Consider the following 17,009-nt stretch of genomic DNA (forward strand, 5'->3'; position numbering starts at 1 on the left):
GGCATGGCCATCGACGTTCACACCCGCCGCCCGCGGCTGGGCAATGGCATGGGCGGGCTGTCGGGGCCGGCGCTCAAGCCGGTCACGCTGCGCATGACCTACCAGTGCGCGCGGGCCGTGCGCATCCCGGTCATCGGCTGCGGCGGTATCGCCACGGCCGAGGACGCCGTCGAATACCTGCTGGCCGGTGCCACTGCCGTCCAAGTGGGCACAGCCTCCTTCATCGACCCTGGCGCGATGCGGCGCATCGTGGACGGGCTGCACGATTACTGCGCGGCGCAGGGTGTGGTGCGCGTGGCCGAATTGACCGGCGCGGTCGAAATGGAAGGCGAGGAACAACGCAACTGGCGGGCGCAGGCCGCCGCCTGGGCGTAGATCCGGCATCGCACCGCCAGCGTGCGGCACTCGCATGCCGGTGGTGCACGCCAGCGCGGTTCATCCAAAAAATGAACCAGACTCGTGCGCCGAACTTGCATACCAGATTGGCATGCTTCGTGCTCGCCATCCGGGCATGGCGATCTCGTCCACCGACATCAGCAACCGCATCGTCGAGGCGGTCCTGGCCCAGAAACTGGCGCCCGGCTCCCGCCTGGGCGAGCAGGAGCTGGCGCTGCTCTTCGACTGCAGCCGCACCATCGTGCGAGAGGCGCTCACCCGGCTGGCGGCGCGCGGCATCGTCACGGTGAGCGCCCGCCGCGGCTGGTACCTGATCGAGCCCTCGCAGGACGAGGCCCGCGAGGCCTTCGAGGCCCGCCGTGTGATCGAGACCGGCCTGATCCGCCAGAGCGCCGGCGGCGTGCGCAAGGACGCCCTCAAGCGCCTCAAGCAGCACCTGCAGCAGGAGAAGACCGCCCTTCGGCAGGACGACGTGGGCAAGCGCAGCTACCTGCTGGGCGACTTCCACGTCTGCCTGGCCGACTGCCTGGGCAACTCGCTGCTGGCCGACACCCTGCGCGACTACACCGCCCGCACCACGCTGATCGCGATGCGCTACCAATCCACCCACGATGCCGAGCAGTCCTGCGAGGACCATGTGCGCATCGTCGAGGCCCTGGAGCGCGGCGACATCGCCGAGGCCGAGGCGCTGATGGCCGAACACATTGGCACCGTGCAGGCCGCCCTGAGCGTCTCCACGGCGCCCGACCCGCTGGCGCGCCTGCGCGAGGCCCTGGCGCCCGTGCAGGCGCCCGGCGCGGGCGCCGCCACCTCGGCACAGCTTTTGCGAACCACTCCGCCCAAGGCCGCTGCGCGCAAGCGCAGCGCCGCCGGCGGCCCCGATTCCTCCGACGACTCCTCCACCTACCTGGGAAAGCTCCTATGACGCCCTCCAAACGCCTCTTCACCCTCGGCCTGGCGGCCGCCGCACTGTTCGCCGGTGCCGCGCATGCCCAAAGCGCGCTGGACAACGTGCTCAAGTCCAAGACGCTGAAGGTGGCCATTCCCACCGACTACCCGCCCTACGGCTTCGTCGGCACCGACATGGCGCCCCAGGGCCTGGACATCGACATGGCCAAGCTGATCGCCACCAAGCTGGGCGTCAAGCTGGAGCTGGTGCCCGTCACCAGCGCCAACCGCATTCCCTATCTGCAGACCAAGAAGGCCGACCTGGTCATCAGCACGCTGGGCAAGAACGCCGAGCGTGAGAAGGTCATCGACTTCAGCTCGGCCTATGCGCCCTTCTTCCAGGGTGTGTTCGCCAAGAAGACGGCCCCGATCAAGGACTTCAAGGACCTGGCCGGCAAGACCGTGGCCGTGACCCGCGGCGCCATGGAAGACCAGGAGCTCAACAAGGTAGCGCCGAGCGGCGTGGACTACCGCCGCTTCGAGGACAACAACGCCACCGTCGCCGCCTACGTGGCCGGCCAGACGCAGGTGATCGCCATGAGCGGCGCCGTGGCTGCCGAGATGATCCGCAAGAACCCGCAGATCAACACCGAGTTCAAGCTGCTGCTCAAGGACAGCCCGTGCTTCGTGGGCATCGCCAAGGGCGAGGACGCGCTGAAGGCCAAGGTCAACGAGATCATCGCCGCCGCCAAGAAGGACGGCACGCTGGACAAGATGTCGAAGCAGTGGCTTGGCAAGGCCGCCGGCGACCTGCCGACCTGATACCACCCCCGTTGCTTGCTCACTTCGTGTAGCCGCCTCCGCCCTCAAGGGGGCGCACCCAGCGGCCCGGCAAAGCCGGATCCGCGGGTGCTCCCGAACAGGCTGCGCTTCGCTTGCCCTAGCCGATAGCGACGCGCGAGGCCGGCATCCCTCGTTTCTCAGGGCCTTCCATGACTTTTGACTTCTGGGCCATCCTTTCGGAATGGCCGCTGCTCCTCAAGGGGGTGGCGTGGACCCTCGGGCTCACGGCCATCGCGACCGTGATCGGCATGGCGCTGGGCATCGGCTGCGCCTGGGCGCGCGCCTGGGGGCCGGGCTGGCTGCGCTGGGTGGTGGGCACCTATGTGGAGCTGATCCGCAACACGCCCTTCATCGTGCAGTTGTTCTTCATCTTCTTCGGCCTGCCGGCCGCAGGGGTGAAGCTCACGCCCGAGGTGGCGTCGATCATCGCCATGGTGCTCAACCTGGGCGCCTATGCGACCGAGATCATCCGCGCTGGCGTGGAGGCCACGCCCAAGGGCCAGATCGAGGCCGCCGCCAGTCTGGCGTTGACGCGCGCCCAGACCTTCCTGCGCGTGGTGCTGCCTCCCGCCATGAAGAAGGTGTGGCCCGCCATGGTGAGCCAGATCATCATCGTCATGCTGGGCTCGGCGGTGTGCGGCCAGATCTCGGTCGAGGAGCTGAGCTACGCGGCCAACCTGATCCAGAGCCGCAACTTCCGCGCCTTCGAGGCCTTCATCGTCGCCACGGTCATCTACCTGCTGCTGGCCATCGGCGCACGGCGCCTGTTCAACTGGGCCGGTCCCCGGCTCTTCGGCCGCTGAAGGAGCGCCACGATGGTCGAGTTCACCCTCTGGGACATCCTTCGCAACCTGCTGCTCGCCGCCCGCTGGACGGTGGTGCTGTCGCTGATCGCCTTCGTGGGCGGCGGCGTGGTCGGTGGCCTGCTGCTGGCGGCGCGGCTGCGCGGCGGCAACGCCGTGCAGCGCCTCATCGGCGGCTATGTGCAGCTCTTCCAGGGCACACCGCTGCTGATGCAGCTCTTCCTGGCCTACTTCGGCATCGCGCTCTTCGGCATCGACGTGTCGCCGTGGACCTCGGCGGCGCTGGCCCTCACGCTCTACACCAGCGCCTTCCTCACCGAGATCTGGCGCGGCTGCGTGGCGGCCATTCCGCGCGGCCAGTGGGAGGCCTCGTCCAGCCTGGCGCTGAACTTCGGCGAGCAGATGCGGCATGTGATCCTGCCGCAGGCCGTCAAGATCGCCATCGCGCCGACAGTCGGCTTCCTGGTGCAGGTCATCAAGGGCACGGCGCTGGCCTCGGTCATCGGCTTCGTGGAGCTGACCAAGGCGGGCGGGATGATCTCCAACGCCACCTTCCGCCCCTTCACCGTGTTCGCCTGCGTGGCGCTCATGTACTTCGCGCTGTGCTTCCCCGTCAGCCTCTACGCCAAGCATCTCGAAAGAAAGACCCATGGCCGCCGTTCCTGAAACCCACGCCCATGTCGAGCCCGGCGCGCCCATCGTGCGCATCACGGCGCTCAAGAAGTCCTATGGCAGCAACCAGGTGCTCAAGGGCATCGACCTGGAGGTGGCGCGCGGCGAGGTGATCGCCATCATCGGCAAGAGCGGCTCTGGAAAGAGCACGCTGTTGCGCTGCATCAACGGCCTGGAAGAATTCCAGGAAGGGTCGCTCACCGTCGACGCCAAGCCGCTGCTGCACGACAGCGCCATGGCCATGCGCGAGCTGCGCCAGCGCGTGGGCATGATCTTCCAGAGCTTCAACCTCTTCCCGCACCTGTCGGTGGGCCGCAACGTGATGCTGGCGCCGACGCTGGTCAAGAAGCGCAACAAGACCGAGGCCGAGGCGCAGGCGCGCAAGCTGCTGGCCCGCGTCGGCCTGGCCGAGAAGTTCGATGCCATGCCCGACCAGCTCTCGGGCGGCCAGCAGCAGCGTGTGGCCATCGCCCGCGCCCTGGCCATGGAGCCGGCCGTGCTGCTGTGCGACGAGATCACCTCCGCGCTCGACCCCGAGCTGGTGGGCGAAGTCTGCGCGTGGTGGAGTCGCTGGCCGATGAGGGCATGACGCTGCTGATGGTCACGCACGAGATGAGCTTCGCCCGCAAGGTCAGCGACCGCGTGATCTTCATGCACCAGGGCCGCGTCCACGAGATGGGCCCGCCGGCCGAGCTGTTCGGCAATCCGCAGACGGCAGAGCTGAAGCAGTTCCTGTCGTCGCTGCACGACTAAGCCATCGAAGGCGGCAGAGGCCGCTCACTATCATCGGCGCCCTCACAAGAACGGAGACGCCGATGACACAAGAACACCGCACGCCGATGCGCCGCCGCGGCCTGGCCGCCCTGCTGGGCACGCTGGCCCTTTGCACGGGCCTGGCCGCGCAGGCTGCCTTCCCCGAAAAGCCTTTGAAGATCGTCATCGGCTTTCCCGCCGGCGGCCCGCTGGACCAGCATGCGCGCCTGCTCACCGACCGCCTGCAGGCCGTGCTGGGCCAGCCGGTGCTGGTGGACTACAAGCCGGGTGCCGGCGGCTCGGTCGGCGCCGACTTCGTCGCCAAGAGCCCGGCGGACGGCTACACGCTGATGCTCGCCAACACCGGCGTGGCAGTGATCAACGGCGCGCTCTACCGCAACCTGCCCTACAACACGCTGCGCGACTTCACGCCCGTGGCGCGCACCGCCATGCAGCCGCTGGCACTGCTGGTCAACAACAACGTGCCCGCCAGGACGCTGGGCGAGTTCATCCAGTACGCCAAGGCGCGGCCGGGCCAGATCAATTACGGCTCGGCCGGCAACGGCGGCATCAGCCACCTGGTGCCCGAGATGTTCAAGAGCGCGGCCGGGATCTTCATGGTCCACATTCCCTACCGCGGCAGCGCGCCGGCCTTCACAGATCTGATGGGCGGACAGGTGCAGTTCATGGCCGAGTCCATTCCCCAGGCCGCGAGCTACCACAAGCAGGGCAAGGTGCGCGCCCTGGCCGTGACCAGCCGCGAGCGCAACCCGGCGCTGCCGGACATCCCGACGGCCATCGAGGCCGGCCTCAAGGGCTTCGAAGTGGTCGGCTTCTACGGCTTCTTCGTGCCGGACGGCACGCCCAGGGATGTGGTCGACAGGTTGAGCGGCGCCTTCCAGCAAGTGCTGGCCCAGCCCGACCTGAAGAGCCGCATGGTGAGCCAGGGCGCGGATCCGGCCTTCCTCGGCAGCGCGGACTTCGGCCGCTTCCTGCAGACAGAGACGCCGCGCTGGGCGGCGGCGGTGAAGGCGTCGGGTGCCCGGCTGGACTGAACATGCGGGCGGCGCCCTCGGCCCCGCCGGCCGCCCGATGCCGCACGCGTTGATCGAAGGCCGACGAAACATGCGGACACCACCTCTTCGACGGTCGAGGAACCCATCCCCGGCCCCACCTTCAAACCTCGCATGACGCTCCCCGACCTCGCCGCCCGCCGCCGCCTTTTCGCCAGCGGCGGTGCCCTGCTCCTGCTGGGTGCCGTCCCACTGCGCAGCGCCTGGGCCGGCTTCAACTTCTTCACCAGCGAATACACCGCCTCGCGCGAGGAACTGCAGGCCCAGGTGGCGAAGAAGTTTCCCCTGCGCCAGAGCGCCGGCGGTCTGTTCGATGTGACCCTGCGCGACCCACGGCTGGACCTGGACGCCAGCGCCAACCGCGCGATGCTGACCACCGCCGTCACCATCGCCAGCCCCTTCCTCAATCCGTCGCAGGTGGGCGGCCAATTGGCCGTGAGCAGCATGCTGCGCTATGACCCCGAGACCCTGAGCCTGCGCCTTGACCAGCCGCGCGCCGAGCGCGTGACGCTCGACGGCGTGGGCGGCCAGGACGCCGTGCGCCTTCAGCGGGCCGGCGCCGCCGTCGCACAGGAGCTGCTGCAGGGCCAGGCGCTGCACACCTTCCGCAAGGAAGACCTGACGGTCGGCCGCAAGACCTACGAGATCGGCGACATCACCATGCTGGCGGACGGCATCAAGGTGCAGCTCAAGTAGTTTGGCGAGGAAGGCGTCTACGCGCGCCTCGCCGCGGCCACTGATGGGCACCACTGCGCCGGCACGCGCCCGCTGCACCCCGCGGCCCGTGGCTCCGGGCAAACCCCGGCGCTGGCGCGGCGCGCCCGTCATCGTCGAAGGACAGAATCACGGAATGCCTTCGTCCCTGCCCATGCCCCTGTCCCGCCGCGCCATGCTCGGCCGCGGCACCCTCGTCCTGCTTCCCGCCTTCGGCAGCCTGGCCGCCTGCCGGGCCGTGCCCAAGGCGCCGGATCAGCGCGTCCTGGACCTGCAGGCGCACCGCGGTGGCCGCGGCCTTGCACCCGAGAACACCTTGGCCGCCTTCGACCATGCGATGAGCCTCGGCGTCACCACGCTGGAGCTCGACATCGGCCTCACCGCCGACGACGTGGCCGTGATCTCCCACGACACCGCCCTCAACCCCGACCACACGCGCGACGCCCAGGGTCGCTGGCTGAGCGCGACCGGCCCCGCCATCCACCAACTGACGCTGGCGCAGCTCAAGACCTACGACGTCGGCCGGCTGAACCCGAACACCAAGTACGGCCAGCAGTTCCCCAGCCAGGTACCTCGCGATGGCGAGCGCATCCCCACGCTGGCCGAACTGTTCGCACTGGCCGAGCGTCGCGGCGCGAGCCAGATCAGCTTCAACATCGAGACCAAGGTCGATCCCACCAAGCCGGCGGAGACCGCGTCGCCCGAAGCCATCACCGACGCCATCCTGGCCGAGGCACGGCGTGCCGGGCGCCTCCATCACGTCACGCTGCAGAGCTTCGACTGGCGCAGCCTGGTGTATGCCGAGACGCGCGAACCCCGCCTCTGGCGCGCCTGGCTCACCAGCCCGCGCACCGTGCAGGACAGCCGCTGGACGGCCGGCCTGCGCCTGGCCGACCATGGCGGCAGCGTGCCGCGGCTGATCGATGCCGCATCTCGGCGCGGCAAGGGCCTGTCCATCTGGTCGCCGGCCTTCGGCGACCTGCAGCCGCAGCAGGTGCAGGAGGCCCACGACCTCGACCTGAAGGTGCTGCCCTGGACGGTCAACAACCCCGCCGACATGGCGCGCCTGATCGACATGGGCGTGGATGGCCTGATCACCGACTATCCCGACCGGCTGCGTGCGCTGATGCAGGAGCGCGGCCTGCCGCTGCCGCCGGCCCTGCCCGCGCGGCCTACTTCGGCCTGACGCTTGCAGGCCCAGCCGACCCACCAACATCGAGAACTCCACAGGCCCATGAGTACAACCATCACCGACGCCGCCACTGCGCAGGACCAGCTCAACCGACTCGCCGACCTGCTCGCCGCCACCCGTCGCGATCCGCTGCAGCTCGGCCGCCTCTGCGACCACGCCCGCCAGGCCTCTGCCCTGCATGCCGCCCTGCCGCCCCGCTATGCGCCCGTGCTGCTCGACGTGGTGGACCGCCTGGAATCCAGCGCCCTGTTCAGCGAGGAAAGCTGCTCCTTCAGCCAGAAGGACCTGCTGGACAGCCTGCAGCTGTGGGTGGACAAGGCGCGGGGCGTGCTGCCGGGCGGCTGAGTCTTCCGCGTTCACCGCGATGGAATGGCGGTGAGGGCCTCAGTCCGGCTTGAGGCCTGCGCGCTCGATCACTGGCTTCCATCGCTGCAGCTCGTCACGCATGAAGGCCGCGAGTTGCTCCGGGGTCCCGCCGACCGGATCGAAGTAGGCGCCGAGCAGACGCTGGCGGACCTCGGGCTCGGCGAGCACAGCGGCGATCTCCCGGCTCATGCGCTCGACCACCGGCCGCGGTGTGTCGCGCGGCGCCATGTAGGCAAACCACGGCACGGCCTGGATGTCCGGCAGGCCGGACTCGCGCAGCGTCGGTAGTTCGGGCAAGAGCGCGGAGCGCTGCGCGGACGTCACTGCCAAAGCCTTGAGCTTGCCCGCCTTGACCTGCGGCATCACGGTCACCGGCGGCAGGCAGGCGAACTGCACATCCCCTTGCACCAGCGCCGTCACGGCCTGCGCCGACGAAGCGTAGGGAATGTGGACGGCGAATGACTGGGTCTTCGCCTTGACGAGTTCCACGCCGAGGTGAGCGATCGACCCGTTGCCGGTGGAAGCGAAGTTGTACTTGCCAGGATTGCGCCGCAGCGCATCGAGCCATCCCTTGACCGAGTCGATGCCCATCTGCGCATTGACGGCACAGACGTTGGGCGTGGTGGCGGCCAGCGATACAGGTGCCAGGTCGCGGAAAGGGTCGTAAGGCAGGTTGCGGTAGAGCACCGTGTTGTAGACCAGCGGGGCATTGACCGACAGCAGAAAGGTGTAGCCATCCGGACTGGCCTTGGCCACCACGTCGGTGCCGGCGTTGCCGCCTGCCCCGGCGCGGTTCTCGACGATCACCGGCTGGCCCAGCCTCGGCGCCAGGCGGTCATTGACGATGCGCGCGAGGATGTCCGGCGACGAGCCGGCGCCAAAGGGCACGACGATGCGAATCGGGCGCTTGGGCCAGTCCTGCGACACGGCAGCGTTCTGGGCTTGAGCGGGCAAGGCTGCCGACACGATGGCCGCCAGCGCAGCCCATTGGAGGGTATGTCGACGCAACAGGGTCATTGCCCATCCTCCACCGGGGCCATGGCCGCATGGTCCTGCTGCTCGCGCGCGATGAAACCGGCCACCATCGCGCGATAGCAGGCGTCCACCACTTCGGGATAGGCGCCCTTGGCCTCGGCCAGCGCTCGCACCTTGGCGAACACCTGCTCCTGCCGGGCAGGCGCCGAGACCTGGAAGGCGTCACGCTTGAAGCGCGCGGCATCGCGCACATAGCGCCCCCGTTCGGCCAACAGCGCGACGATCTGCTCGTCCAGCGCATCGATGCCGGCGCGGATCTCGGCCAGCGAGTTGCAAAGCGGCGTGTAGCCGGGATCGAGGAACCGCCGCAGCGGGGGGCCGTGCGGATCGGGTTCCGTGCCTGAAAGGTGGGCAGTGGGAATGTTCATGAAGCCGGCCTCAAATGGGGTAGATGATCGAGTTCGGGATCATCTCGCTGTCGTACACCACCAGCCGCGACGCGAACTTGAGCGAGCCGTCGGGCATCCGCACCACCTCATCGATCGTGCGGCCCACGTTGAACACGGTGGTCAGCTGCGACAGCTTGGTGCGGAAGACGGCGTAGTTGGCCTCGCAGCGGATGCGGCCGTCGACCACCTCGCGCACCAGCTGCGTGCCGACCACGTGGCGCTGGTAGTAGGGGTCGTGGTAGAGCGTCTCTCGGATGCCGTAGACGCGGTCGCGCAGCATGGCCTTGCTCTCGAAAGAGAGCGTCGCCAGCGGGAAGCCGCGTTCATGGTTCTCGCGCGGCTGCAGGCGGTAGACGCAGTCGTCGGTGAAGAACTCGGGCCAGGCGTCCCAGTCGGCAGCGTCGAGCGCGCTGGCATAGCGGGCGTACAGCTGGTTCAGCGCGAACCAGTCCTCGAAGTTGAGCAGGCTGCTCATGAGGCCACCCTCCCTTCGCTGCTGGCCGAGGGCACCGCCGTTGCGGCAGGCCCGCCAGCCTCAGCCGCAGTGGCGTCGGGTGATCCGCCAGCCTGGGCCACCCCACCCTCTTCAGGCGCCTCCATCACGCCGCGCCAGTATTCGTACATGCCACGGATCAAGGTCTCGGTGACCATGTGGTCGGCATCACCCACCTCGCGGCCACCCAGTTCGGCCAGGGCCCGGTGACCGGGCTTGCTCTCGAAGGCCATCTGCGACAGCTCGATCACCTCGCCGTCGTCGGCCGAGACGAAGCCCGCCGGCCCGAACAGATTGGCCTGGCGCAGGCGGCGCTGCTGCATCGCCTCGCTGTCGTCCTCGAAGCCGAAGTGCGTCCATTCGAAAAAGAAGGCGCCATGGCCGTCGGGCTGGATGTGGCGCGTGGAGACGCTGTTGACCTGCTGCTGCAGGATGACGCTTGGAAACAGTGTCGTCATGACGGCAGTCGGGCCGCCCCACCACGGCTCCGGCACGATGTCCAGGAAGCGCGCGTCCTCCAGCGACATCTTCTCCTTGAAGCTCGACACCTGCGTCACCTGCGCGGCGGCGCCCTGCTGGCCGCGGGTGGAGATCATGGCCGCATGGCGGTGGCGATCGTCCATCACCAGCTGCGACTTGTTGTCGGCCCGCCAGAGGCCGAAGGTGACGAACCAGGTGTGCAGCAGGCCGGGGTGGTACGGGTCCTTGATGTTCTCCTGCATCAGCTTCCAGTTGCCGGGGATGCGCTGGCGGTTGTAGCCCAGGATCTTCAGCTTGCGGCCGTTGAAGAGACGGTCGAACCAGCGCAGGATGACCGGGCCCATGAAGTCTTCCAGCGACTCGACCTCATGGTCGAAGCTGGCGAACACCACGCCGCCGCGCGTGGCCACCTTGAGTTTGGTCAGGCCATGGTCCTCGGGCTTGAAGTCCTCGGGCATGCCGCCGTGCATCTCGCCGGCCTCGTCGCGCACTCCGCGGCGGAAGGGCACGCCCATCAGCTTGCCGCTGAGGTTGTAGTTCCACTGGTGGTAGGGGCAGGTGAAGCTCTTGCGATTGCCGTGGCGCTCGCGGCAGAAGGCCATGCCGCGGTGGGCGCAGACGTTCTCCACCACATGGATGCTGCCGTCCTGTGCGCGCACCAGGATCACCGAGCGCTCGCCGACGGCGGTGCGCTTGAAGTCGCCGGGGTTGGGAATCTCCGCCTCCAGGCCGACGTAGCACCAGTGGCCGCGGTAGAAGAAGCGCTCCAGCTCCTTGCGGTGCAGGTCGTCGCGGGTGTAGGCGGCAAAGGGAATGCGGCTGGTGCCGCCCGCTTCCCAGCGCAGCGGGGCCTCGTGGGGCGCGCTGTTCATGTGCGTGTCTCCGTCGTTGTCGTGGTGGGCGCATCATCCGGCCGCCCCCACTATCCACCAATAGAATTCGGTGAATACGCTCCATCACCAACATCAATAACACCCCATGGACCTTAAGCAGCTCGACCTGAACCTGCTGCTGGTGTTCAACCAGTTGCTGGCCGAGCGCAGCGTCTCGGGCGCGGCGCGGGCGCTGGGGCTGAGCCAGCCGGCCGTGAGCAATGCGCTCGCGCGGTTGCGCAAGGCGGTGGGCGACGAGCTCTTCCTGCGCACCTCGCGCGGCATGGAGCCCACGCCCCGCGCCACGCAACTGGCCGAGCCGGTGGCCGCCGCGCTGCAGCTGCTGCAGGGCGCGCTGCGGCAGGACCAGGGCTTCGACCCGGCCACCAGCAGCCGCGCCTTCACCATCGGCATGACCGACATCGGCGAGATCTACTTCCTGCCCGGCCTCATGGAAGCGCTGGCCGAGGCCGCCCCCGGCGTGACGGTGAGCACCGTGCGCAACACGGCGGTGCAGCTCAAGGACGAGATGGAGGCCGGCCATGTGGACCTGGCGCTGGGCCTGCTGCCCCAGTTGCGCACCGGCTTCTTCCAGCGTCGCCTGTTCACCCAGCGCTATGTGTGCCTGATGCGGCAGGGCCATCCGCTGGACAAGCGCCGCATCGGCCTGCGCGAGTTCAGCGCCGCCGAGCACCTGGCCGTGGTGTCCGCAGGCACCGGTCACGGCGTGGTGGAGGACGAGCTGGCCCGCCAGGGCATCGAACGCCGGGTGCGGCTGACGGTGCCGCACTTCGTGGCCCTGGGCCACATCCTGGCCGGCACCGACATGATCGCCACCGTGCCCGAGCGGCTCGCCCAGCGCATGGCCGGGCCCTTCGGCCTGCGCTGGCTGGCGCACCCGGCGCCGCTGCCGGAGATTGGCATCCATCTGCTGTGGCACGCGCGCCTGCACCGCGAGCCCGCCAACCAGTGGCTGCGCCAGCTGATCGCCACGCGCTTCGGCGACGGCTGACACAATCCGCCGTTCATCCGACAACCCCTCATCGACCCGCAGCATGACCGCTCCCCTGACGCTCATCTCTTCCATGGCCACCCGGCAGATCCTGAACGACCTGGCGGCCGACTATGAACGCCGCACCGGCCAGGCGGTGAAGGTGGAGTCGGTGGGCGGCGTGGATGCCGCCAAGCGGGTGCAGGCGGGCGAAGCCTTCGACCTGGTGGTGCTGGCCTCCAACGCCATCGATCAGCTCGCCACCGCCGGCAAGACCGCCGGTCCGCGCAAGGACCTGGTGACCTCGGGCGTGGCCGTGGCCGTGAAGGCGGGCGCGCCGCGGCCCGCCATCGACAGCGAAGAGGCCGTCAAGCAGGCCGTGCTGGGCGCGCAGAGCCTGGCCTATTCCACCGGCCCCAGCGGCGTGCAACTGGCCAAGCTCTTCGAGCGCTGGGGCATCGCCGCCGAGATCCAGCCGCGCATCGTCACCGCCCCGCCCGGCGTGCCGGTGGGCAGCCTGGTGGCCAAGGGCGAGGTGGCGCTGGGCTTCCAGCAGCTCAGCGAGATGCTCAACCTGGAAGGCATCGACATCCTGGGCCCGCTGCCGGACGCGATCCAGATCGTCACCACCTTCTCGGGCGCCGTGGCAGCCACCAGCATGCGGGCGGCCGAGGCCCAGGCGGTACTCGACTTCATGGCCGGCCCCGAGGCGGCCGAGGCGATTCGCCGCCAGGGGATGGAACCCGCCTGAGGAGCGCAGGGCCAAGCCACCCGATTCGCAGCGAAGGGCAGACGCCGCGATAGTCGCGGCGTTGTCCGTCAAGACGCGGACCTGCGCGCACTCAGAATCCGCGGGCTTGTTGCGCGCGCATCTCCTGCGAGCGCGGGCAATGGCAGCTTCTCTGTAGTCTGCCGCTGCCCACAAGCGTGTACTCGCCCCCAGCCCAACACGCACACCCCGCCATGTCCGATGCCGCGTCTTTCCCTCCCCGTTCCGCCGCAGACGCTGCCCGCCCACTCAGGCCATCGACCTGGCCGCCCGCCGGCGGCCACTGCGGCGAACTGATCCGCACACGGGACTGGTCCGGCACCGGCCTGGGCGCCGTCGAAGGCTGGTCGGCGGCGCTCCGGACCACCGTCTCGAACATCGTCAATTCCCCAGTGCCCAAGGTGCTGGTGTGGGGCGCCGACCATGCCGTGCTCTACAACGACGCCTACCAGGCCGTCATGGGCCCGCGGCACCCCGAATCGCTTGGCCTCAGCATCGAGGCGGTGTGGCCCGAGAACTGGGCTTGGCACCGCGATGTGCTGCTGCGCTGCCTGGGCGGCGAAGTCGTCTGCTTTCGTGAGCACCCGATGACGCTGAGCGGGCCCGAGGGCGAGCGTCACCATGTGCTCGACCTGTTCTACACGCCCGTCTACGAGCCCACCGGCATCGCGGCCGGCGTGATGTGCACGGTGCTCGACGTGACCGACCGCGCCCGGCAGGAAGAGGCTCTGCGCATCGGCAACCGCCGCTTCCGCACCGCCATGGATGCCGTCCACGGGGTGCTGTGGACCAACAGCGCCGATGGCCGCATGACCGGCGAGCAGCCGGGCTGGGCCGCGCTCACCGGTCAGACGCAGCAGGAATACGAAGGTTACGGCTGGGCCGACGCCCTGCACCCGGACGATGCGCAGGGTGCCATCGCCACCTGGAACGCAGCCGTCGAAGGCCGCACGATGTTCATCCATGAGCACCGGGTACGGCGCTGCGACGGCGCCTGGCGCAACTTCGCGGTGCGGGGCCTGCCCATCCTGCGCGAGGACGGCAGCATCGACGAATGGGTGGGCGTGCACACCGACATCACCGAACAGCGCGCGGCCGAACGCAGCCTGGTGGCGCAGGCCACGGCGCTGGCCGCCCAGGTGCGCCATCGCGAGCGGGCCGAGGAGCAACTGCGCCTGCTCAACGAGAACCTCGAAGCACGCGTCATCGCCGAGATCGACGAGCGCCGGCAGGCCGAGGCCAAGCTGGCGCAGGCCCAGAAGCTGGAGTCCATCGGCAAGCTCACCGGCGGCGTCGCCCACGACTTCAACAACCTGCTGCAGGTCATCTCGGGCAGCCTGCACCTGCTGTCCAAGGACATCGCCGGCAACGAGCGTGCGCAGCGGCTGGTGGGCAATGCCATGGCCGGCGTCCAGCGCGGCGCCAAGCTGGCGGCGCAATTGCTCGCCTTCGGACGTCGCCAGCCGCTGGAGCCGCGCGTCGTCAATGCCACGCGCATGGTCCAGGGCATGGACGACATGCTGCGCCGCGCCCTGGGCGGCGCGATCGAGATCGAGACGGTGCTCGGCGGCGGCCTGTGGAACACCTTCGTCGATCCGACGCAGATCGAGAACGCCGTACTCAACCTCGCCATCAATGCGCGCGATGCGATGAACGGCTCCGGGCGGCTCACGATCGAGCTCGCCAATGTCCATCTGGACGAGGCGTACACCCGCCAGCACGATGAAGTCACGCCCGGGCAATACGTGATGCTCGCCGTGTCCGACACGGGCGCGGGCATGTCGGCGGACGTCATCGCGCGCGCCTTCGAGCCCTTCTTCTCGACCAAGCCGGAGGGCAAGGGCTCGGGCCTCGGCCTGTCGATGGTGTACGGCTTCGTCAAGCAGTCCGGCGGCCACATCAAGATCTACTCCGAGCTGGGTCAGGGCACCACGGTGAAGGTGTTCCTTCCCCGCGCCATGCAGGCCGAGGACGTGGCGGTGCGCTTGGACACCGGCAGCGTCGAGGGCGGCACCGAGGTGGTGCTGGTGGTGGAGGACGATGCCGAGGTGCGCGAGGTGGTCGTGGCCATGCTGGCCGACCTGGGCTACCGGGTGCTGCAGGCCTCCGACGCCTCCAAGGGCCTGGCCGTGATCGAGAGCGGCATTCCGGTGGACCTGCTCTTCACCGACGTCGTGATGCCGGGGCCGCTCAAGAGCCCCGAGATGGCCCGCCAGGCGCGCCAGCGCATCCCCGATCTGGCGGTGCTCTTCACCTCGGGCTATACCGAGAACTCCATCGTCCATGGTGGCCGGCTCGATGCGGGGGTGGAGCTGCTGTCCAAGCCCTATTCGCGCGAAGCGCTGGCCCGCAAGGTGCGCCACCTGCTGGGCAACCGTGCGCAGCGACAGAGCGCCGCGCCCGCGGCTCCCGCGCAGCCGAGTACCGGCCTGTCACCCGCATCGGCGGCGGACCGGCCGGCAGCGGCAAGCGCCGCCACCACCCCGGCGCGTCCCAGCGCCGGCGTCGTTCTCCTCGTCGAGGACGATCCGCTGATCCGCGTGACCTCGGCCGCGATGCTGACCGACGCGGGCTACACCGTCGTCGAAGCTGGTAGCGCCGAAGAGGCGAACGCCCTGGCCCTGCGGCACCGTCCGCAGGTGATGGTGACCGACATCAACCTCCCCGGCGCCTCCGGCACGGAGCTGGCGGCCGGCCTGCGCGCGCAGCTGCCCGATCTGGTCGTGATCTTCGCCAGCGGCGATGCTTCGCCCCTGCTGCGCGGCGAGCTCAGCGGCAGCCTGATCCTGGCCAAGCCCTATGGCTCGGCGGCCCTCGTTGCCGCCGTCCAGGCCGCGCTCGAACCGGCCCCGTCGCCGCAGGACGGCCCCCGTGCAAGCGCCGCGGATGGGCGCTCCTGAGGCCCTGGGGCAGATGCCCCGACGCTGAGCGATGATCGACGCCGACCGCCCTCCGGGCTTCCAGGACACGCGCATGCCGCAGACCCCGACCCTCCGCAAGAACGAAGCCGCCCACCGCTACGAGATCCTGCTCGGCGACACGCTGGCCGGCTTCTCCGAATACAACGTGCTGGCCAACGGTCTGATCTTCACCCACACGGAGATCCTTCCCGAGTTCGAGGGCCACGGGCTCAGCGGCACGCTGGTGCGCCATGCCCTGGACGACGTCCGCGCCATGGGCACGCGGGTCATCCCCGTCTGTCCCTTCGTGGCGGCGTTCCTGCGCAAGCATCCGGAATACCACGACCTGATCGCGCCCGAGAGCCGGCGCGCCTTCGGGATCTGAGCGGCGGGCCCGCCACGGTCCGGCACCTGGCCCGCGCCCTGCGGTGAAGGCGGCCGGGAGCCCCCGTCCGCTGGGCACGGCCCTCGCACGAAGCTTGCTTGCGCCTTCCTGACCCATCCATGCCCCCCGGCCTCACCTCTGCATGACCGACACCCCCAGCCCCGCCTCGCCCGACGAAGCTGCCCAATTCGAGGTCGTGGTCGATGAGATCCTGGCGCACCTGCGCGAGCGCAGCTTCTTCATCTCGCGCATCACACTGCGCAACGGGCTGCTGGCCTATGCCGCCCGCGAAGGCGTGACGCCCTTGAGCGGTGCCCGCGTGGCCGACGAACTGATGCGCCTGCACATGGCGAGTCCGGCCGAACTGCTCCAGCTCTCCTGAGCCACGCCCGTCCGCCCCTGCGCACTTTCACCCCTGAGCTTGACGGGCGCCGCCAAGGCCCCTGCACCTACAGCGGCGCGCGCGGCGCGACGACGATCCGGGAACGTGCGCCCTTCAACGATGTGGACTCATTAGGACAAAACGGCTTTGCCACTGTCCTGGCCTGTGCATCACCATCCATGAAGGAGTCCACCATGGCCCAGACCACCAACGACGTCATCGACACCCTGAACGACCTGCTGGAGAACTCACGCGACGGCGAATACGGCTTCCGCCTGTGCGCTGAAGAGGTCGAGAACAGCAGCCTGCGTGCCACCTTCAGCACCCGGGCCGCCGAATGCGCGCAGGCCGCGCGCGAGCTGGAGGAGGTGGTGATCCGCCTGGGCGGCAAGCCCGCCGACGGCGGCACCGCGTCCGGCGCGCTGCACCGCGGCTGGGTGCATGTGAAGGGCGCCGTCGGCGCCAACAGCGAAGAATCGATGCTTGAAGAATGCGAGCGCGGCGAAGACGCCGCAGTGGCGCGCTACCGCAAGGCACTGCAGCAGGATCTGCCTGCCGATGTGCGCGCGTTGATCGAACGCCAGGCACAGGGCGCCCAGAAGAACCACGATCA

19 protein-coding genes and 1 pseudogene are annotated in these 17,009 nt (G+C 69.1%); 16 read left to right on the plus strand and 4 right to left on the minus strand.

What is annotated here, in order from left to right; genetic code table 11:
* The 10 genes and pseudogenes from QZ772_RS01200 to QZ772_RS01245 form a co-directional block, all read left to right on the plus strand.
* On the plus strand, window positions 1-375 hold a 375-nt coding region (locus QZ772_RS01200; protein ID WP_295522242.1), incomplete at its 5' end, for a nitronate monooxygenase.
* A gap of 136 nt (window positions 376-511) precedes the next feature.
* Window positions 512-1,321, plus strand: coding sequence for a GntR family transcriptional regulator (locus QZ772_RS01205; protein ID WP_295522244.1), 810 nt, complete (start codon window positions 512-514; stop codon window positions 1,319-1,321).
* Window positions 1,318-2,106 carry a transporter substrate-binding domain-containing protein gene (locus QZ772_RS01210; RefSeq protein WP_295522245.1) on the plus strand — a complete coding sequence of 263 codons (789 nt, stop codon included), beginning with the start codon at window positions 1,318-1,320 and terminating at the stop codon, window positions 2,104-2,106. The genes QZ772_RS01205 and QZ772_RS01210 overlap by 4 nt, the downstream gene beginning before the upstream one ends.
* A gap of 170 nt (window positions 2,107-2,276) precedes the next feature.
* Window positions 2,277-2,930 (plus strand): amino acid ABC transporter permease, encoded by a 654-nt coding sequence (locus QZ772_RS01215; protein WP_295522247.1) that lies wholly within the window; start codon window positions 2,277-2,279, stop codon window positions 2,928-2,930.
* A gap of 12 nt (window positions 2,931-2,942) precedes the next feature.
* Window positions 2,943-3,596, plus strand: a complete 654-nt coding sequence (locus tag QZ772_RS01220; protein WP_295522249.1) for an amino acid ABC transporter permease — start codon at window positions 2,943-2,945, stop codon at window positions 3,594-3,596.
* Window positions 3,580-4,355 (plus strand): annotated as a pseudogene (locus QZ772_RS01225) (amino acid ABC transporter ATP-binding protein). Before QZ772_RS01220 ends, QZ772_RS01225 begins: the two are co-directional and overlap by 17 nt.
* An 86-nt stretch (window positions 4,356-4,441) precedes the next feature.
* Window positions 4,442-5,410, plus strand: coding sequence for a tripartite tricarboxylate transporter substrate binding protein (locus QZ772_RS01230; protein ID WP_295522274.1), 969 nt, complete (start codon window positions 4,442-4,444; stop codon window positions 5,408-5,410).
* Window positions 5,411-5,542: 132 nt separating this feature from the next.
* Window positions 5,543-6,124 (plus strand): DUF1439 domain-containing protein, encoded by a 582-nt coding sequence (locus QZ772_RS01235; protein WP_295522251.1) that lies wholly within the window; start codon window positions 5,543-5,545, stop codon window positions 6,122-6,124.
* Window positions 6,125-6,278: 154 nt separating this feature from the next.
* Window positions 6,279-7,328: a glycerophosphodiester phosphodiesterase gene (locus tag QZ772_RS01240; RefSeq protein WP_295522253.1), complete on the plus strand. Its 1,050-nt coding sequence runs from the start codon at window positions 6,279-6,281 to the stop codon at window positions 7,326-7,328.
* Between the two features lie 48 nt (window positions 7,329-7,376).
* Entirely contained in the window at window positions 7,377-7,679 is a 303-nt protein-coding gene (locus QZ772_RS01245; RefSeq protein WP_295522255.1) for a hypothetical protein, read from the plus strand.
* Between the two features lie 39 nt (window positions 7,680-7,718).
* Here the strand turns inward: QZ772_RS01245 and QZ772_RS01250 are convergent, their stop codons facing one another.
* The 4 genes from QZ772_RS01250 to QZ772_RS01265 are packed head-to-tail and all read right to left on the minus strand — an operon-like array spanning window position 7,719 to window position 10,969.
* On the minus strand, window positions 7,719-8,717 hold the full coding sequence (locus QZ772_RS01250) for a tripartite tricarboxylate transporter substrate binding protein (protein ID WP_295522257.1): 999 nt from the start codon (window positions 8,715-8,717) through the stop codon (window positions 7,719-7,721).
* Window positions 8,714-9,103 carry a chorismate mutase gene (locus QZ772_RS01255; protein WP_294368518.1) on the minus strand — a complete coding sequence of 130 codons (390 nt, stop codon included), beginning with the start codon at window positions 9,101-9,103 and terminating at the stop codon, window positions 8,714-8,716. Before QZ772_RS01255 ends, QZ772_RS01250 begins: the two co-directional genes overlap by 4 nt.
* A 10-nt stretch (window positions 9,104-9,113) precedes the next feature.
* Window positions 9,114-9,599: an aromatic-ring-hydroxylating dioxygenase subunit beta gene (locus tag QZ772_RS01260; RefSeq protein ID WP_295522259.1), complete on the minus strand. Its 486-nt coding sequence runs from the start codon at window positions 9,597-9,599 to the stop codon at window positions 9,114-9,116.
* The gene (locus QZ772_RS01265; protein WP_295522261.1) at window positions 9,596-10,969 is read right to left on the minus strand and encodes an aromatic ring-hydroxylating dioxygenase subunit alpha; all 1,374 of its coding nucleotides are present in this window, start codon (window positions 10,967-10,969) and stop codon (window positions 9,596-9,598) included. The genes QZ772_RS01260 and QZ772_RS01265 overlap by 4 nt, the downstream gene beginning before the upstream one ends.
* Before the next feature lie 106 nt (window positions 10,970-11,075).
* Here QZ772_RS01265 and QZ772_RS01270 point away from each other — a divergent pair, with 106 nt between their 5' ends.
* From QZ772_RS01270 to QZ772_RS01295, 6 genes are all read left to right on the plus strand, one after another.
* Window positions 11,076-11,981, plus strand: a complete 906-nt coding sequence (locus QZ772_RS01270) for a LysR family transcriptional regulator (protein WP_295522263.1) — start codon at window positions 11,076-11,078, stop codon at window positions 11,979-11,981.
* Between the two features lie 43 nt (window positions 11,982-12,024).
* Window positions 12,025-12,711, plus strand: a complete 687-nt coding sequence (locus tag QZ772_RS01275; RefSeq protein ID WP_295522265.1) for a substrate-binding domain-containing protein — start codon at window positions 12,025-12,027, stop codon at window positions 12,709-12,711.
* A 212-nt stretch (window positions 12,712-12,923) separates the two neighbouring features.
* On the plus strand, window positions 12,924-15,629 hold the full coding sequence (locus tag QZ772_RS01280; protein ID WP_295522267.1) for a response regulator: 2,706 nt from the start codon (window positions 12,924-12,926) through the stop codon (window positions 15,627-15,629).
* Window positions 15,630-15,702: 73 nt separating this feature from the next.
* Entirely contained in the window at window positions 15,703-16,014 is a 312-nt protein-coding gene (locus QZ772_RS01285) for a GNAT family N-acetyltransferase (RefSeq protein WP_295522269.1), read from the plus strand.
* A gap of 142 nt (window positions 16,015-16,156) precedes the next feature.
* Window positions 16,157-16,396 carry a hypothetical protein gene (locus QZ772_RS01290; protein ID WP_295522271.1) on the plus strand — a complete coding sequence of 80 codons (240 nt, stop codon included), beginning with the start codon at window positions 16,157-16,159 and terminating at the stop codon, window positions 16,394-16,396.
* Between the two features lie 194 nt (window positions 16,397-16,590).
* Window positions 16,591-17,009: PA2169 family four-helix-bundle protein (locus QZ772_RS01295; RefSeq protein ID WP_295522273.1), on the plus strand; the 419-nt coding region annotated here is incomplete at its 3' end.

Origin of the sequence: uncultured Pseudacidovorax sp. (assembly GCF_913773995.1) — a bacterium.
GTDB lineage: Bacteria > Pseudomonadota > Gammaproteobacteria > Burkholderiales > Burkholderiaceae_C > Xenophilus.

Excerpts from the sequence above, each read along its gene's own strand:
- QZ772_RS01205 (WP_295522244.1), top strand. The coding sequence starts at position 512 with ATGGCGATCTCGTCCACCGACATCAGCAACCGCATCGTCGAGGCGGTC.
- QZ772_RS01210 (WP_295522245.1), top strand. The coding sequence starts at position 1,318 with ATGACGCCCTCCAAACGCCTCTTCACCCTCGGCCTGGCGGCCGCCGCA.
- QZ772_RS01215 (WP_295522247.1), top strand. The coding sequence starts at position 2,277 with ATGACTTTTGACTTCTGGGCCATCCTTTCGGAATGGCCGCTGCTCCTC.
- QZ772_RS01220 (WP_295522249.1), top strand. The coding sequence starts at position 2,943 with ATGGTCGAGTTCACCCTCTGGGACATCCTTCGCAACCTGCTGCTCGCC.
- QZ772_RS01230 (WP_295522274.1), top strand. The coding sequence starts at position 4,442 with ATGCGCCGCCGCGGCCTGGCCGCCCTGCTGGGCACGCTGGCCCTTTGC.
- QZ772_RS01235 (WP_295522251.1), top strand. The coding sequence starts at position 5,543 with ATGACGCTCCCCGACCTCGCCGCCCGCCGCCGCCTTTTCGCCAGCGGC.
- QZ772_RS01240 (WP_295522253.1), top strand. The coding sequence starts at position 6,279 with ATGCCTTCGTCCCTGCCCATGCCCCTGTCCCGCCGCGCCATGCTCGGC.
- QZ772_RS01245 (WP_295522255.1), top strand. The coding sequence starts at position 7,377 with ATGAGTACAACCATCACCGACGCCGCCACTGCGCAGGACCAGCTCAAC.
- QZ772_RS01250 (WP_295522257.1), bottom strand. The coding sequence starts at position 8,717 with ATGACCCTGTTGCGTCGACATACCCTCCAATGGGCTGCGCTGGCGGCC.
- QZ772_RS01255 (WP_294368518.1), bottom strand. The coding sequence starts at position 9,103 with ATGAACATTCCCACTGCCCACCTTTCAGGCACGGAACCCGATCCGCAC.
- QZ772_RS01260 (WP_295522259.1), bottom strand. The coding sequence starts at position 9,599 with ATGAGCAGCCTGCTCAACTTCGAGGACTGGTTCGCGCTGAACCAGCTG.
- QZ772_RS01265 (WP_295522261.1), bottom strand. The coding sequence starts at position 10,969 with ATGAACAGCGCGCCCCACGAGGCCCCGCTGCGCTGGGAAGCGGGCGGC.
- QZ772_RS01270 (WP_295522263.1), top strand. The coding sequence starts at position 11,076 with ATGGACCTTAAGCAGCTCGACCTGAACCTGCTGCTGGTGTTCAACCAG.
- QZ772_RS01275 (WP_295522265.1), top strand. The coding sequence starts at position 12,025 with ATGACCGCTCCCCTGACGCTCATCTCTTCCATGGCCACCCGGCAGATC.
- QZ772_RS01280 (WP_295522267.1), top strand. The coding sequence starts at position 12,924 with ATGTCCGATGCCGCGTCTTTCCCTCCCCGTTCCGCCGCAGACGCTGCC.
- QZ772_RS01285 (WP_295522269.1), top strand. The coding sequence starts at position 15,703 with ATGCCGCAGACCCCGACCCTCCGCAAGAACGAAGCCGCCCACCGCTAC.
- QZ772_RS01290 (WP_295522271.1), top strand. The coding sequence starts at position 16,157 with ATGACCGACACCCCCAGCCCCGCCTCGCCCGACGAAGCTGCCCAATTC.